This is a genomic window from Candidatus Kinetoplastibacterium desouzaii TCC079E (assembly GCF_000340795.1).
Taxonomy (GTDB): Bacteria; Pseudomonadota; Gammaproteobacteria; order Burkholderiales; family Burkholderiaceae_B; genus Kinetoplastidibacterium; species Kinetoplastidibacterium desouzai.
This window is the reverse complement of record NC_020294.1, coordinates 787,253-800,856: the sequence shown is the minus strand read 5'-3', so window position 1 is coordinate 800,856 and position 13,604 is coordinate 787,253. Positions and strand designations below refer to the sequence as shown.

Here is a 13,604-nt window from a genome sequence, read left to right as displayed (position 1 = left end):
ATTAAAGTGGCTAAACTATCCCTTATAAATCGCGATATTAAACGCATAAAATTGGCAAATAAATTTGCTGCAAAACGTGCTGAATTAAAGAGCTGTATTGATGATTCTTCTAAAAACGAAGAAGAAAGATATCAAGCTAGACTTAAGCTGCAACAATTGCCGCGAAATGCCAATCCGACTAGACAACGTAATCGTTGTCTTATTACAGGGCGCCCTAGAGGTGTTTTTCGTCAGTTTGGTTTAGCTCGCCATAAATTGCGCGAGATGGCAATGCGAGGTGAAATACCTGGCATGACTAAAGCTAGCTGGTAGGAGGAATGAGATGAGCATGAGCGATCCGATTGCTGATATGTTGACTCGTATTCGCAACGCACAGCAAGCTGATAAATTAACGGTTAGCATGCCTTCTTCAAATATTAAAATGGCTATAGCTGCTGTTTTAAAAGAAGAAGGATACGTGGATAACTTTCAAATTAAAGGTGTTGTTTCTAAACCTGAGTTAGAAATTACTCTTAAATATTATGCAGGAAGGCCAGTTATAGAAAAGATTGATAGAGTTTCTAGACCTGGTTTACGTGTTTATAAAAAAAGTGCAAGTATTCCTCAAGTTATGAATGGTTTGGGAATAGCAATTGTTTCAACTTCGCGAGGTGTTATGACAGACCGTAAAGCTCGAGCTAGTGGAGTTGGTGGTGAAGTTTTATGCTACGTGGCTTAAGGAGAATTTCTAATGTCACGAATCGCTAAATATCCTATTGAAATACCTGAAGGAGTTCAGGTAAAAATTGAACAAGAGCAAATTATTGTCACTGGAAAATTAGGTAATCTTACTCAATTTCTAGTTGATGATGTAAAAGTAGACTTGATAGATAATAAGATTAGTTTTTCTTTGGTTAATAGTTCTGATCATTCAAAAGCAATGATTGGCACCTTGCGTGCATTAATATCTAATATGGTTGTAGGTGTTAGTAAAGGTTTTGAGCGCAAGTTGCTTTTAATTGGTGTTGGTTTTAGAGCATCTATACAAAGTAATGTTATAAAGTTGCAGCTTGGTTTTTCTCATGATGTTTTATATTCCTTACCTGAAGGGATTTCTGCACAAATCCCTGTTCCTACAGAGATAATCATTAAAGGTATAGATAAGCAAGCAGTTGGTCAGGTAGCAGCTAAAATTAGATCTTATCGTCCACCTGAACCTTATAAAGGTAAAGGTGTTAGATACGTTGATGAAAAAGTTGTTCTTAAAGAAGCTAAAAAGAAATAATAGGAGTATAAACAAGGAACAATTATGAACAAAAGAAATTCCAGGTTACGTCGTTCAATTCCGACAAGGCGTAGAATTAGAGAATTGCAAATTAATCGCCTTTCTGTTTTTCGTTCTAACTTGCATATTTATGCAAATATTATTTCACCTGAAGGGGATAAGATTTTAGTTAGTGCTTCTACAGCAGAGTCAGAAGTTCGTTCTTTAGTGGCAAGCAAAACTACTCATGGAGGTAACAAAATAGCTGCTTCTATAATTGGTATGCGTATCGCGGAAAAAGCAAAAGCAGTAGGAATTGAATCTGTTGCTTTTGATCGTTCAGGATTTCGTTATCATGGCAGGATTAAAGAGCTTGCTGATGCAGCACGAAATGCTGGCTTACGGTTTTAAGAGGGTTTAACAATGGCCAAAGTACAAGGCAGGAATAATACAGATAAAGAAAATGATGACGGCTTACGTGAGAAAATGATAGCTGTTAATCGTGTCAGCAAAGTTGTTAAGGGTGGACGAACTATGAGTTTTGCCGCTCTTACAGTTGTTGGTGATGGTGATGGTCGTATAGGTATGGGTAAGGGTAAAGCTCGTGAGGTTCCTGTATCTGTTCAGAAAGCTATGGAACAAGCTCGTCGTAATATGTTTAAAGTTTCTCTAAGAAATGGAACTTTACAGCATGCTGTTGTTGGTAAACATGGAGCTTCTAAAGTAATAATTTCTCCAGCATCTGATGGTTCAGGAGTTATAGCTGGTGGTCCTATGCGTGCTATCTTTGAGGTAATGGGAGTACGTAATGTTGTAGCAAAAAGTTTAGGTTCTAGTAATCCATATAACTTAGTTAGAGCTACATTTAATGGTTTGCGTAGTTCTTTAACGCCTTCAGAAGTAGCAGCTAAAAGAGGTAAAAGCGTTGAGGAAATATTAGGATAATTCTGATGACTAATAAGCAACTAAAAATTAAACTTCTACGTTCCACGATAGGAATTAAAAAGTCTCATCGAGAAACTGTTAGAGGTCTTGGTTTACGAAAAATAAATAGCATTAGTGTTTTAAATGACACTCCTGAGGTAAGAGGAATGATTCGTAAGGTAGATTATCTCGTTGATGTTTCGAATATCTAAAGGATTGAGATGTTAGAGATTAGATTAAATTCACTTAGTCCATCCGAGGGCAGTAAGTTTTCTAGGCGTAGAGTTGGCCGTGGAATTGGTTCTGGTTTTGGAAAAACAGCAGGAAGAGGCCATAAGGGTCAAAAATCGCGTGCTGGTGGTTTTCATAAGGTTGGTTTTGAAGGTGGTCAAATGCCTTTACAAAGACGTCTTCCTAAGAGAGGATTTCGGCAAATGGGTAAACATCTTTATGGAGAAGTCCGTTTATTTTCTTTAGAGTCTTTGCCAACTGAAGAAATTGATTTGCAAGTGTTGAAATTAGCAGGCTTGGTAAAAGATGAAGTTAAATTTGTAAAAATTATTAAAACTGGAACTGTATCTCGCAAGTTTATATTAAAGGGGCTTTCTGTTTCTTCTGGTGCTCGTATGGCTTTAGAAAAGCTTGGTGGTTCGATACTTTGAGAGGTTTTTAAGTGGCTAAAGAAATTTCATCGCTTGCAAATAATTTAGGTTCTTCTGATTTTAAAAGAAGATCTTTATTTCTTGTTCTGGCTCTTATTGTTTATCGTATTGGTACACATATTCCTGTTCCAGGTGTTGATCCTTATGCTTTAGCGGAGCTTTTTAACAATAATCAAGGTGGTATTGTAAGTTTATTTAATATGTTTTCTGGAGGTGCTTTATCTAGATTTTCAATTTTTGCTTTAGGTATCATGCCTTATATATCTGCATCAATAGTTGTGCAGCTTTTAAGTGTAGTCATACCTTCATTGGAATCTTTGAAAAAGGAAGGTGAGGCAGGACGAAGGAAAATATCTAGATATACTAGATACGTTACAGTATTAGTTGCTTTAATACAATCTTTCGGTGTTTCTTTGGTTTTAGAATCACAGCATGATTTAATTATAAGTAATGGTATGTTTCCTCATTTTGTAAGAATTTTAACTTTAATTACAGGTACTATGTTTGTAATGTGGTTAGGAGAACAGATTACTGAAAGAGGATTAGGAAATGGAATTTCCATGATAATATTTGCAGGTATAGTCTCTGAATTACCAGGTGCTTTGTTTGCTCTTTTAGAAATGGTTCGTTTTAATTCCATGAGCTTAATTGCAGCATTTTTTATTATTGCTGTTGTTTTTACAGTAACTTTTTTGGTTGTTTTTGTAGAGATGGGGCAACGTAAAATTGTTGTTAATTATGCTCAACGTCAAGTTGGTAATAAGATTTATAGAGGACAAAATTCTCATTTACCTTTAAAATTAAACATGTCAGGGGTTATTCCTCCAATTTTTGCCTCTTCTTTGATGCTTCTTCCTGCTACAATTGCTAGTTGGTTTTCTGGCGTTGATAGTATGAATTGGTTAAATGTTGTGGCTGAAAACTTGTCACCTAGACAACCTTTGTACGTGTTTTTATATTCTGTTTTGATTGTTTTTTTCTGTTTTTTTTATACTGCTTTAGTTTTTAATAGTAGAGAAACGGCTGACAACCTTAAAAAAAGTGGTGCTTTGATCCCAGGTATTAGACCTGGTGAACAAACATCACGTTATGTTGATAAAATCTTAACAAGATTAACATTGGTAGGTTCGATATATATTGTAGTAATATGTCTAATTCCTGAGTTTTTAATTTCTAAATGGAATGTGCCTTTTAATTTTGGAGGTACCTCTTTATTGATAATTGTTGTTGTAACGATGGATTTTATGACTCAGGTTCAATCTTGTGTTATGTCTTATCAGTATGATTCTTTGCTTAAGAAAGCTAATTTTAAGAGTTAGAGTAATGGAAAACATTTGTTTTATTTTTAGTAAAGAAGATAATGTCTAAGGACGATGTCATACAAATGCAGGGAGAGGTTTTAGAAAATCTTCCTAATGCAAATTTTAGAGTTAAGCTCGAAAATGGTCATGTGGTTCTAGGTCATATCTCTGGTAAAATGCGAATGCATTATATTAGGATATTACCAGGGGATAAAGTGACAGTAGAGCTTACACCTTATGATCTTACTAGGGCCCGAATTATTTTCCGTGCCAAGTAAGCCTGAGAATTTTACGGAAGTTTAGGAGTTGTCCATGAAAGTAATGGCATCGGTTAAGCGGGTTTGCCGCCATTGTAAGGTTATTAAACGTCACGGAGTAGTGCGTATTATTTGCACTGATCCGCGTCATAAACAACGTCAAGGTTGATATATTTATATATTAATTTTTTTTGATGGAATAGATGATTTATTCAAGGAACATTTATGGCCCGTATTGCTGGCATTAATATTCCGCCACAACAGCATGCTGAGATTGGTTTGACCGCAATTTTTGGTATAGGACGTTCTACTGCTCGCAAAATTTGTGAAGCTTCTGGAGTGTCATGTAGCAAAAAGATAAAGGATATGACTGATGCGGAATTAGAGAGTATTCGCGAACAAGTTGGATTGTTTACAGTAGAAGGTGATCTTCGTCGTGAGATTCAATTTTCGATTAAAAGATTAATTGATCTTGGTACGTATCGTGGTATGCGTCATAAAAGAGGACTTCCAGTTCGTGGTCAAAGAACTAGAACTAATGCTCGCACGAGAAAAGGTCCACGTCGTGCAGCTGCCTCTTTGAAAAAATAGTAGAGGAATTTTAATATTATGGCGAAAAATTCTGTAAGCGGATCTTCACGTGTCCGTAAAAAAAGTAAAAAAAATATTTCTGATGGTATAGCACATATACATGCTTCTTTTAATAATACTATCGTAACTATAACAGATAGACAAGGTAACGCTTTGTCTTGGGCGACTTCAGGATCTTCTGGGTTTAAAGGTTCAAGAAAATCTACTCCTTTTGCAGCACAAGTTGCTGCTGAAGCAGCTGGTCGTGCGGCAGTAGATTTTGGAATTAAAACACTCGAGGTTCGTATTAAAGGACCTGGACCTGGACGTGAATCTTCTGTAAGAGCATTAAATGCACTTGGTATTAAAATTTCAAGTATAGCAGATATCACACCTGTTCCTCATAATGGGTGTCGTCCTCCAAAGCGTCGTCGCATATAAATGGAAAGGTAAAATTTATCATGGCACGTTATATTGGACCAAAATGTAAACTCTCACGTCGTGAGGGTACTGATCTTTTTCTTAAAAGCGCACGTAGATCCTTTGATTCAAAATGTAAGGCTGAATCAAAACCAGGTCAACATGGTCGCACTTCTGGATCACGTACGTCTGATTATGGATCTCAGATGCGAGAAAAACAAAAATTAAAAAGAATGTATGGAATTTTAGAAAAACAATTTCGTAGATACTTTGAGGAATCTGAGCGTCGTAGAGGAAACACAGGTGAAACTTTAATAAAACTTCTTGAGTCTAGACTTGATAATGTTGTTTATAGAATGGGCTTTGGATCAACTAGATCTGAATCTCGTCAATTAATTAGTCATAGATCTATTGAGGTAAATGGTAGAGTTGTTGATATAGCATCTCTATCTGTTAAGGTTGGAGATGTAGTTTCTGTTCGTGAAAAATCTAAGAATCAAATTAGAATTAAGGAGTCAATCAAATTAGCTGAGAGTATTGGTATCCCTCAATGGGTGCATGTTGATTCAGAGAAATTAACAGGTACTTTTAAGTCATATCCTGACCGTGTTGATGTTGCTAGAGATATAAATGAATCAATGATTGTTGAGCTTTATTCTCGATAATATTGCCATTCTAATTTGAAACTTTAGAATTAAATAGGTTTTTTATTTATCAGCCTTATCAGTGTAACGAACTGAGGGTATTGTATAGGAATTTAATATGCCTATTCGGGATTTTTTAAAGCCTCGAACCGTTGAGGTAGAACCAATAGCTCCAAATAGAGCTAAAATAATCATGGAGCCTTTTGAACGTGGTTATGGGCATACACTCGGAAATGCTTTGAGACGTATATTGTTATCTTCAATGGAGGGATATGCTCCTACTGAAGTAAGCATTGCTGGAGTTGTTCATGAGTATTCTACTATTCCTGGAGTTAGAGAGGATGTTGTAGATATAATGATGAATTTAAAAGGCATTGTTTTTAAGATTCATGGAGATAAAAGTAAAATCGATTTGACTCTGATCAAAGATGGAGCAACAGCTGTTTTAGCAAAAGATATAGAATTACCACACGATGTTGAAATAATTAACCCAGAACATTTGATTTGTAATTTGACTGGTAGTGGTAGGTTAGAAATGCATTTTAGAGTGGAAAAAGGACGTGGTTATATTCCTGGTAATATGAGATCACTTAATGAAGAAAGGAATGATTCAATAGGGTGTATTGTATTAGATGCTTCCTATAGCCCAGTAAGAAAAGTTAGTTATTATGTTGAAAATGCTCGTGTTGAACAACGTACAGACTTGGATAAGCTTGTTTTGGATATAGAAACAAATGGTGTTCTTACACCTGAAGAGTCTATTAGAAAAGCAGCTCATATTTTGGTGGATCAACTTTCAGTATTTGCTTCTTTACAAGGATCAGATGATTTGCAAGAAGTTCCTTCTAAAAATGCACCACGTATTGATCCTATTTTATTAAAACCTGTTGATGAATTGGAATTGACTGTTCGTTCTGCCAATTGCTTAAAAGCAGAAAATGTTTATTATATTGGTGATTTAATTCAACGTACAGAACATGAACTGTTAAAAACTCCTAATTTAGGTCGTAAATCTTTGAATGAGATAAAAGATGTTTTGGCTGCTAGGGGATTGACACTCGGTATGAAATTAGATGATTGGCCTCCTATAGATATAGAGCATTCCTGATTGTTTATCGAGAGATTTGGAAATGATATTTTTTTAAATTGAAGGAAATTTATTATGCGTCATGGTAATGGTTTGCGTAAGCTAAATCGCACCAGTAGTCATCGTGCTGCTATGTTTCGCAATATGGCTGTGTCTTTGATAAATAGTGAAACTATTAAGACAACTTTGCCAAAGGCAAAGGAATTACGTCATGTTATAGAACCATTGATTACTTTAGGTAAGAACCCGACCCTTGCAAATAAACGTCAAGCTTTTGCAAGATTACGTGATCGTAATGCTGTTGTTAAGTTATTTGATGATATTGGACCACGCTATCTTAGCAGATCAGGTGGTTATACTAGAATTCTTAAAATGGGATTTCGTCAAGGGGATAATGCGCCTATGGCTTTTATGGAAATGGTAGATAGATCAGAATCTAAAGCATCTGATGAATAAATATTAATATATTCTTTTAGCAAAAGGATTTCTTTTTGTTAAAGAAACCCTTTTGTTCTTGCGACAGATTATAAATGTATTTTATCTTGAATTATCTTCGCTGCTTCTATTGAGAAATATGTAAGTATTCCGTCTGCACCTGCTCTTTTAAATCCTATTAGGGTTTCTAGAATACTTTTATCTTTATCAAACCAACCATTATTTATAGCTGATTTTATCATGGAGTATTCTCCACTTACTTGATAAGCAAATGTTGGCATTTTAAAAGCTTCTTTTACTTTGTATACGATATCGAGGTATGGCATTCCTGGTTTGACCATTACCATATCAGCTCCTTCTTTTATATCTAAGTAAACTTCTCTTAATGCTTCATCGGAGTTGCTGGGGTTCATTTGATAATTCAATTTTGTTGCTGTTTTTAAATTATTGGTTGATCCTACGGCATCTCTAAATGGACCATAAAAAACACTCGCATATTTCGCTGAATAAGCCATTATAAGAGTGTTTATATAATCGTTCTTTTCTAGACTATTTCTTATTATTCCTATTCTGCCATCCATCATGTCGCTTGGTGCTATTATATCTGATCCTGATTCAGCTTGAAGAATTGCTTGTTGTACTAGAATTTTAATTGTTGAATCATTTATTACATAACCATTTTCATCAATTAAACCATCTTGGCCATGAGATGTATAAGGATCTAATGCAACATCAGTCATGATTCCTAACTCAGGAAATTTGTCTTTGATTTCTTTTATTGCTCTTGGAATTATTCCATTTGGATTAATTGCTTCTATACCGTTAGATGTTTTTAATGAGTTTTCTATCACTGGGAATAGAGCTATTGCTGGAATTCCTAAATTTAGACATTCTTCTGCAACAAATAATGCTTTATCAATTGAATATCTATAGACTCCTGGCATTGAGGATATTTCTTGTTTAGAGTTTTTCCCATCAAGTATAAAGATAGGTAAGATTAAATCATTTACTGTTAGAGTATGTTCTGAGACTAAATTTCTTGAAAATATATTCTTTCTTGTTCTTCTAAGTCTTGTGCTAGGGAATTTAGCAGAAATTGTTTGCGTTGTCATATTCTATCCTTTTTAAATAGAATTAATCTTTCAATATAATCAGATAATTCTGATACTCCTGTTTTTTGTTTTGCTGAAAAATTGATAATAGTTTTTATATTATTGAATGATTCAAGTTGTTTTTCTATGTGATTTTTTGTTTTTATGCGTTTTTCATAATTTAATTTATCTGTTTTAGTAATTAGTATTACTAAAGGTTTGTTTAAAGGATTAATCAAATTAATTAGTTGTAAATCCAAAGAGGTTATTCCACGTCTTACGTCTAATAAAAGAACAAAACTTTCTATAGATTTTCTATTTTTTATATAATCAGTTATAGTAATACCTATGTCTTTTTGTTCTTTTGTAGATAAAGTGGAGTATCCATATCCAGGTATATCTACTAAATATCCAAAAATATTTTCGTTTTTTTTCAAGCTAAACATATTTATAAGTCTTGTTCTTCCGGGCGTTTTACTAGAAAAAGCAAGTCTTTTCTGGTTTGTTATTATATTTATAGCTGTAGATTTACCTACATTGGATCTTCCTAGAAAGCAAATTTCTGGCTCACTTTCAGGAGGTAATTGATTTGTTCTTTGAGATGAAATGTAAAAAGAAGCCGTATGTAATAGTGACACTGATGTTTTTATAAGTTAAATTTTTATGAAAATATAAGCCTAATAATTAATTAGGCTATTTAAGTATTTTGAATTATATCGTTGTTTCAAGTTTTAGTATATCTGATAAATTTTCTCTGTTTTTTATAATATAATATTTACAATCATCTACTATAACTTCCGCAGGCCTAACTCTAGAATTATAATTACTAGACATTGTGGTACAGTAAGCACCAGCAGATTCTATGATTAAAAGATCATTTTCTTGTACATTTAATAGTCTATTCTTTGCTAGCCAATCAGCACTTTCACAAATAGGTCCTACAACATCATACTCTTTAGCGTTTCCTGTTCTTGGAGCTACTGGTTTTACCTCGTGGTATGATTGATAAAGAGCAGGTCTTAGTAAATCATTCATGGCGGCATCTACTATTACGAAATTGCGATCTTCAGAGTGTTTGATGTATATAACTTTTGTAAGAAGTATGCCACAATTTCCTATTAAAGAACGACCTGGTTCTAATATCAGTTCTAAATGATCTAGATTTGATTCTTTTAGCTTTAATATGACAGAATCAATAATTTGTTTTGGATCTGGAATGACTTCGTCTTTATATGTAATTCCTAATCCTCCACCGATATCTAAATGTTTAATGGAAATATTATTTTTAATTAGTTCTTTTATTAATGGAATTAATTTATCTAAAGCATCTATGAATGGTGGTATTTCTGTTAATTGTGATCCTATATGGCAGTCTATTCCTACAATATCGATAAAAGGTAATTTTGAGGCTGTTTTGTAGCAATTTAAAGCATTTTTAATAGATATACCAAACTTATTTTCTTTTAAGCCTGTAGAAATATATGGGTGTGTTTTTGCATCAACATCAGGATTAACTCTTATTGATATTGGAGCTGTAATATGTAAATTGCTTGCAATATCAGATATTTTATGTAATTCAGCTTCAGATTCAATGTTGAAACATTTTATACCAGATTTAAGTGCATATATTATTTCCCATTCTTGTTTTCCTACTCCTGAGAAAACAATTTTTTGTGGATTGGCACCTATAGCTAGAGCTCTTTCTAATTCTCCTCCAGAAACAATATCAAATCCAGAGCCTAGTTCAGAAAATTCTTTTAAAATAGCTAAATTTGAATTGGCTTTCATACCATAACATATCAAACAATTTTTGTTTAATATGGCTTTGGCATATCTATTCCATGAATCCTTAATAGCAGCTCTTGAGTAAACATATAACGGAGTTCCCATTTTGTTTGCTAGTAATTCTAAGTTAATATTTTCTACATGGAATATATTGTTTTTTAATTTTAAATGATTATTTTTCATATTATGAATGTTAGTTATAAAATATTAAGTTTCTAGAGGAAATACTACAGTCTAATCTATATTAATTATTAATTATTAATTTTAATAATATTATTTTGTGGTTTTTGCATTGTTTCAATATAAAGCTGGCCTTTATATCCACATGAGTTTAAAAGTGAAGATAAAAATATTATTGTTATAATAGTAAAAAGTTTATTTTTATATTTCATGACAGTTAATTTTACAATTTATAATAGATTAAGGATACTATCTTTAAAAGATAATATTATTTATAGGATATTCCTATTTTCTATTCAACAAATAAAAAACATATGAAAGACATTGAATTTATAACATTAGTTGATAATACTTTAGAGGCAGTTGAAGATCAAATAAATGAACTTTTAAATGACAACATTGATGTTGATGTTAATATTAATGGTAGAGTTTTAGAAATATTATTTAATGATAAGAATCATATAGTAATAACCCCTCAAATACATTTAAAAGAGTTATGGTTAGCTGCATTAAAAAAAGGCGGTTTTCATTATTATTATGATGGTTTTAAGTGGATAGATAATCGAGGAGGTGTTGATTTTTGTGATAAGTTATCAGAATTATGTTCTAGTATAGTCGGAAGAAATATTATTATTAGACTGTAATAATTTAATGGTTTTTTTATTTGTGTTTATCAAATTATCTGGTATATGTGTACATATTTCGGATATTGTTTTCCCAGGTGGAAATTCTTTTAGATAATAATCATTATTTTCAATAATAATTCCTTCTGGTGGGTTGCTTTCTTTATGCTCAGGTAAGTTTTTTATGATTTTCTTCATATAATCTATCCATATAGGCATAGCTAATCTACCACCAGTTTCATATTGACCAAGAGATTTGGGTAGATCAAAACCTAGCCAGGCAGTTGCGACAATTTCTGGTGTGTAACCTGAGAACCATGCATCAAATGATTCGTTTGTAGTGCCCGTTTTTCCTGCTACATCACTGCGATTAAGAGCTTTTTTAGCCTTGGATGCTGTTCCATAGGTAGCAACTCCTTTTAATAAGTTATTCATAATATATGAAACCCTTGAATCTATAGTTTGATTAGTGTCGTTTAATTCAACATCAGAGTGTTGCATAAGGATTTCTCCATTACTATCTGTAACTCTTTCTATTAAATAAGGAGGTATTAAATGTCCTCCATTTGCAAAAACAGAAAATGCAGTGGTTAATTGTAAAGGTGTTACTAAACCTGTTCCTAAGGCCATAGATAGAACAGCAGGATGTTTTGATTTATCAAACCCAAATTTTGTTAAATATTCCTGAGCATAGATAGGTCCAATGTTATCTAAGATTCTTATTGAAATCATATTTTTCGATTTATAGAGACCTTGACGCATTGTTAAATTTTCTTCATATCGATGACCATAGTTTTTAGGGTTCCATGGTTTGGATCCTGTTTTTTCTGCAGTTAATGAAAAAGGCAAGTCAGATACCTTTGTGTTTGGTGATACTCCTTTTTCAAGACTTGCTGCATATATAAATGGTTTTATGCTTGATCCAGGTTGTCGCCAGGCTTGAATTACTCTATTAAAATTACCAATATTAAAATCAAATCCACCTATAAGAGACAATATTGCACCATTTTGTGGAGATATTGAAACAAATGCTGCTTGTACCGAAGGAAGGTTAGTAATTTGTTTAATATTATTTTTTTCATATACGTAAACTATTGACCCTACTGTTATTAATTTAGTTTGATCTTTTATTCTAGTTAAATTGATAGATTTTTTATCATTTAATTTAATTAATTTTTTATTTTTGTTGATTAATGTTACTTCATTCTCATCTATATTTATTACTAAATAAGCTTTTAATTCGTCACTATCATATAGTTGATCAAGTATTTTATGTATATTTTCATCATGGAAGGTAAGTTTATCTTCAAGTTTTACAGGCACTTTAATTTTTTCTTCTGGTCCATTATATTCAGATTGTAGCGTATATTTTATAACGGCAGATCTTATAGCTTGATAGGCAGCTTCTTGGTCCTTAGCTTTGATGGTTGTGTATACATTTATTCCTTTTGAATAGAGCTTATTTTTATAAACTTTAAATAGTAATTGTCTAACTATTTCTGCAACATATTCTCCATGAGAATTATAATTTTCTGATTGTTTATTTATCGTTTTTATAATGATTTTTTTATTTAATGCGTCAATATATTCACTCTTTGAAATATATTCAAGAGATAACATCCGATCTAAAATATATTTTTGTCTCGTTTTTGCACGAGAAAAATTAGAAATTGGATTGTATATAGAAGGAGCTTTAGGTATTCCAGCTAATAGAGCTGCTTCAGCTATGTTTATTTCTGATAATGATTTGTTTAGATATTTTAAAGAAGCAGCTTCAAATCCATAAGTATGGTGACCCAAATATATTTGATTCATATATAGTTCTAAGATCTGATTTTTTGTAAGTTCTGATTCTATCTTAATCGTTAAAAGTAATTCATATACCTTACGCAAATATGTTTTTTCTGTTGAAAGATAGAAATTCCTAGCTACTTGCATTGTTATAGTACTTGCTCCCTGGGACTTAGACATGTTTTTTAAATTAACTATGCCCGCTCTTAATATTCCTTGCCAATCTATACCTTTATGTTGATAGAAACGGTCATCTTCAGTTGCTAATATTGCCATTTTCATTTGATCAGGTATTTCATGAAATTTTAGCAATTTACGTCGTTCTTCTCCAAATTCTCCGATTAGAATATGATCTGCACTATATATTCTTAGAGGTATAGGTGGTTTATAGTTTGTCATTGCATCAAGATTAGGCAACTTAGACCATGTAATAGATAGTATAATGAAAACGAATGTTGTAAGACTTATAAGTAAGTGTATAGGTATTATTAAAATTCTAATCATTAATTCTAATAATGATTTTTTATCGTTCATAAGAGTTAATTGTTGGATTAGTTGGTTTTATCTTAATAATGAAAAATGTTCTAAACT

The 13,604-nt window shown here is 32.5% G+C and carries 20 protein-coding genes; 16 read left to right on the top strand and 4 right to left on the bottom strand.

Going from position 1 to position 13,604, the window contains the following annotated elements:
* Positions 1 to 6 precede the first annotated feature (6 nt).
* The 15 genes from rpsN to rplQ all read left to right on the top strand — a co-directional run bounded on the left by rpsN (position 7) and on the right by rplQ (position 7,564).
* Positions 7 to 312 carry a 30S ribosomal protein S14 gene (gene rpsN / locus CDSE_RS03760; protein WP_015396680.1) on the top strand — a complete coding sequence of 102 codons (306 nt, stop codon included), beginning with the start codon at positions 7 to 9 and terminating at the stop codon, positions 310 to 312.
* A gap of 10 nt (positions 313 to 322) precedes the next feature.
* The gene (rpsH, locus tag CDSE_RS03755) at positions 323 to 718 is read left to right on the top strand and encodes a 30S ribosomal protein S8 (protein WP_015396679.1); all 396 of its coding nucleotides are present in this window, start codon (positions 323 to 325) and stop codon (positions 716 to 718) included.
* Between the two features lie 12 nt (positions 719 to 730).
* On the top strand, positions 731 to 1,264 hold the full coding sequence (rplF, locus tag CDSE_RS03750; RefSeq protein WP_015396678.1) for a 50S ribosomal protein L6: 534 nt from the start codon (positions 731 to 733) through the stop codon (positions 1,262 to 1,264).
* Between the two features lie 24 nt (positions 1,265 to 1,288).
* Positions 1,289 to 1,654 (top strand): 50S ribosomal protein L18, encoded by a 366-nt coding sequence (rplR, locus tag CDSE_RS03745; RefSeq protein ID WP_015396677.1) that lies wholly within the window; start codon positions 1,289 to 1,291, stop codon positions 1,652 to 1,654.
* Between the two features lie 12 nt (positions 1,655 to 1,666).
* Positions 1,667 to 2,188 (top strand): 30S ribosomal protein S5, encoded by a 522-nt coding sequence (gene rpsE, locus CDSE_RS03740; RefSeq protein WP_015396676.1) that lies wholly within the window; start codon positions 1,667 to 1,669, stop codon positions 2,186 to 2,188.
* 5 nt (positions 2,189 to 2,193) lie between these two features.
* Positions 2,194 to 2,379 (top strand): 50S ribosomal protein L30, encoded by a 186-nt coding sequence (gene rpmD, locus CDSE_RS03735; protein ID WP_015396675.1) that lies wholly within the window; start codon positions 2,194 to 2,196, stop codon positions 2,377 to 2,379.
* Between the two features lie 9 nt (positions 2,380 to 2,388).
* Positions 2,389 to 2,829: a 50S ribosomal protein L15 gene (gene rplO, locus CDSE_RS03730; protein ID WP_015396674.1), complete on the top strand. Its 441-nt coding sequence runs from the start codon at positions 2,389 to 2,391 to the stop codon at positions 2,827 to 2,829.
* An 11-nt stretch (positions 2,830 to 2,840) separates the two neighbouring features.
* The gene (gene secY, locus CDSE_RS03725; RefSeq protein ID WP_015396673.1) at positions 2,841 to 4,148 is read left to right on the top strand and encodes a preprotein translocase subunit SecY; all 1,308 of its coding nucleotides are present in this window, start codon (positions 2,841 to 2,843) and stop codon (positions 4,146 to 4,148) included.
* Positions 4,149 to 4,189: 41 nt separating this feature from the next.
* Positions 4,190 to 4,408 (top strand): translation initiation factor IF-1, encoded by a 219-nt coding sequence (gene infA, locus CDSE_RS03720; RefSeq protein ID WP_015238808.1) that lies wholly within the window; start codon positions 4,190 to 4,192, stop codon positions 4,406 to 4,408.
* Positions 4,409 to 4,442: 34 nt separating this feature from the next.
* A complete protein-coding gene (rpmJ, locus tag CDSE_RS03985; RefSeq protein ID WP_083873556.1) occupies positions 4,443 to 4,556 on the top strand; it encodes a 50S ribosomal protein L36 in 114 nt (37 codons plus the stop codon).
* 56 nt (positions 4,557 to 4,612) lie between these two features.
* Positions 4,613 to 4,978 (top strand): 30S ribosomal protein S13, encoded by a 366-nt coding sequence (gene rpsM, locus CDSE_RS03715; RefSeq protein ID WP_015396672.1) that lies wholly within the window; start codon positions 4,613 to 4,615, stop codon positions 4,976 to 4,978.
* Positions 4,979 to 4,996: 18 nt separating this feature from the next.
* The gene (rpsK, locus tag CDSE_RS03710) at positions 4,997 to 5,398 is read left to right on the top strand and encodes a 30S ribosomal protein S11 (protein ID WP_015396671.1); all 402 of its coding nucleotides are present in this window, start codon (positions 4,997 to 4,999) and stop codon (positions 5,396 to 5,398) included.
* Between the two features lie 20 nt (positions 5,399 to 5,418).
* Positions 5,419 to 6,042: a 30S ribosomal protein S4 gene (gene rpsD / locus CDSE_RS03705; protein WP_015396670.1), complete on the top strand. Its 624-nt coding sequence runs from the start codon at positions 5,419 to 5,421 to the stop codon at positions 6,040 to 6,042.
* 97 nt (positions 6,043 to 6,139) lie between these two features.
* Positions 6,140 to 7,129 (top strand): DNA-directed RNA polymerase subunit alpha, encoded by a 990-nt coding sequence (locus tag CDSE_RS03700; RefSeq protein WP_015396669.1) that lies wholly within the window; start codon positions 6,140 to 6,142, stop codon positions 7,127 to 7,129.
* Between the two features lie 54 nt (positions 7,130 to 7,183).
* Positions 7,184 to 7,564 carry a 50S ribosomal protein L17 gene (gene rplQ / locus CDSE_RS03695; protein ID WP_015396668.1) on the top strand — a complete coding sequence of 127 codons (381 nt, stop codon included), beginning with the start codon at positions 7,184 to 7,186 and terminating at the stop codon, positions 7,562 to 7,564.
* 68 nt (positions 7,565 to 7,632) lie between these two features.
* Here rplQ and hemB read toward each other — a convergent pair whose 3' ends face one another.
* The 3 genes from hemB to lysA form a co-directional block, all read right to left on the bottom strand.
* On the bottom strand, positions 7,633 to 8,655 hold the full coding sequence (hemB, locus tag CDSE_RS03690; protein ID WP_015396667.1) for a porphobilinogen synthase: 1,023 nt from the start codon (positions 8,653 to 8,655) through the stop codon (positions 7,633 to 7,635).
* Entirely contained in the window at positions 8,652 to 9,272 is a 621-nt protein-coding gene (gene yihA / locus CDSE_RS03685) for a ribosome biogenesis GTP-binding protein YihA/YsxC (RefSeq protein ID WP_015396666.1), read from the bottom strand. The genes hemB and yihA overlap by 4 nt, the downstream gene beginning before the upstream one ends.
* 73 nt (positions 9,273 to 9,345) lie before the next feature.
* Entirely contained in the window at positions 9,346 to 10,602 is a 1,257-nt protein-coding gene (gene lysA / locus CDSE_RS03680) for a diaminopimelate decarboxylase (protein ID WP_015396665.1), read from the bottom strand.
* Between the two features lie 311 nt (positions 10,603 to 10,913).
* Here lysA and cyaY point away from each other — a divergent pair, with 311 nt between their 5' ends.
* Positions 10,914 to 11,243 carry an iron donor protein CyaY gene (gene cyaY, locus CDSE_RS03675; RefSeq protein WP_015396663.1) on the top strand — a complete coding sequence of 110 codons (330 nt, stop codon included), beginning with the start codon at positions 10,914 to 10,916 and terminating at the stop codon, positions 11,241 to 11,243.
* Here cyaY and CDSE_RS03670 read toward each other — a convergent pair.
* Complete coding sequence (locus CDSE_RS03670; protein ID WP_051029240.1) at positions 11,199 to 13,547, bottom strand: penicillin-binding protein 1A; 2,349 nt, start codon at positions 13,545 to 13,547, stop codon at positions 11,199 to 11,201. The two genes, cyaY and CDSE_RS03670, sit on opposite strands and share 45 nt — an antisense overlap.
* Positions 13,548 to 13,604: the final 57 nt, after the last annotated feature.

What these genes read in the sequence shown, in the direction of transcription:
- rpsH (WP_015396679.1), top strand. Translation starts at nt 323, where the DNA reads ATGAGCATGAGCGATCCGATTGCTGATATGTTGACTCGTATTCGCAAC.
- rplF (WP_015396678.1), top strand. Translation starts at nt 731, where the DNA reads ATGTCACGAATCGCTAAATATCCTATTGAAATACCTGAAGGAGTTCAG.
- rplR (WP_015396677.1), top strand. Translation starts at nt 1,289, where the DNA reads ATGAACAAAAGAAATTCCAGGTTACGTCGTTCAATTCCGACAAGGCGT.
- rpsE (WP_015396676.1), top strand. Translation starts at nt 1,667, where the DNA reads ATGGCCAAAGTACAAGGCAGGAATAATACAGATAAAGAAAATGATGAC.
- rpmD (WP_015396675.1), top strand. Translation starts at nt 2,194, where the DNA reads ATGACTAATAAGCAACTAAAAATTAAACTTCTACGTTCCACGATAGGA.
- rplO (WP_015396674.1), top strand. Translation starts at nt 2,389, where the DNA reads ATGTTAGAGATTAGATTAAATTCACTTAGTCCATCCGAGGGCAGTAAG.
- infA (WP_015238808.1), top strand. Translation starts at nt 4,190, where the DNA reads ATGTCTAAGGACGATGTCATACAAATGCAGGGAGAGGTTTTAGAAAAT.
- rpmJ (WP_083873556.1), top strand. Translation starts at nt 4,443, where the DNA reads ATGAAAGTAATGGCATCGGTTAAGCGGGTTTGCCGCCATTGTAAGGTT.
- rpsM (WP_015396672.1), top strand. Translation starts at nt 4,613, where the DNA reads ATGGCCCGTATTGCTGGCATTAATATTCCGCCACAACAGCATGCTGAG.
- rpsK (WP_015396671.1), top strand. Translation starts at nt 4,997, where the DNA reads ATGGCGAAAAATTCTGTAAGCGGATCTTCACGTGTCCGTAAAAAAAGT.
- rpsD (WP_015396670.1), top strand. Translation starts at nt 5,419, where the DNA reads ATGGCACGTTATATTGGACCAAAATGTAAACTCTCACGTCGTGAGGGT.
- CDSE_RS03700 (WP_015396669.1), top strand. Translation starts at nt 6,140, where the DNA reads ATGCCTATTCGGGATTTTTTAAAGCCTCGAACCGTTGAGGTAGAACCA.
- rplQ (WP_015396668.1), top strand. Translation starts at nt 7,184, where the DNA reads ATGCGTCATGGTAATGGTTTGCGTAAGCTAAATCGCACCAGTAGTCAT.
- hemB (WP_015396667.1), bottom strand. Translation starts at nt 8,655, where the DNA reads ATGACAACGCAAACAATTTCTGCTAAATTCCCTAGCACAAGACTTAGA.
- lysA (WP_015396665.1), bottom strand. Translation starts at nt 10,602, where the DNA reads ATGAAAAATAATCATTTAAAATTAAAAAACAATATATTCCATGTAGAA.
- cyaY (WP_015396663.1), top strand. Translation starts at nt 10,914, where the DNA reads ATGAAAGACATTGAATTTATAACATTAGTTGATAATACTTTAGAGGCA.
- CDSE_RS03670 (WP_051029240.1), bottom strand. Translation starts at nt 13,547, where the DNA reads ATGAACGATAAAAAATCATTATTAGAATTAATGATTAGAATTTTAATA.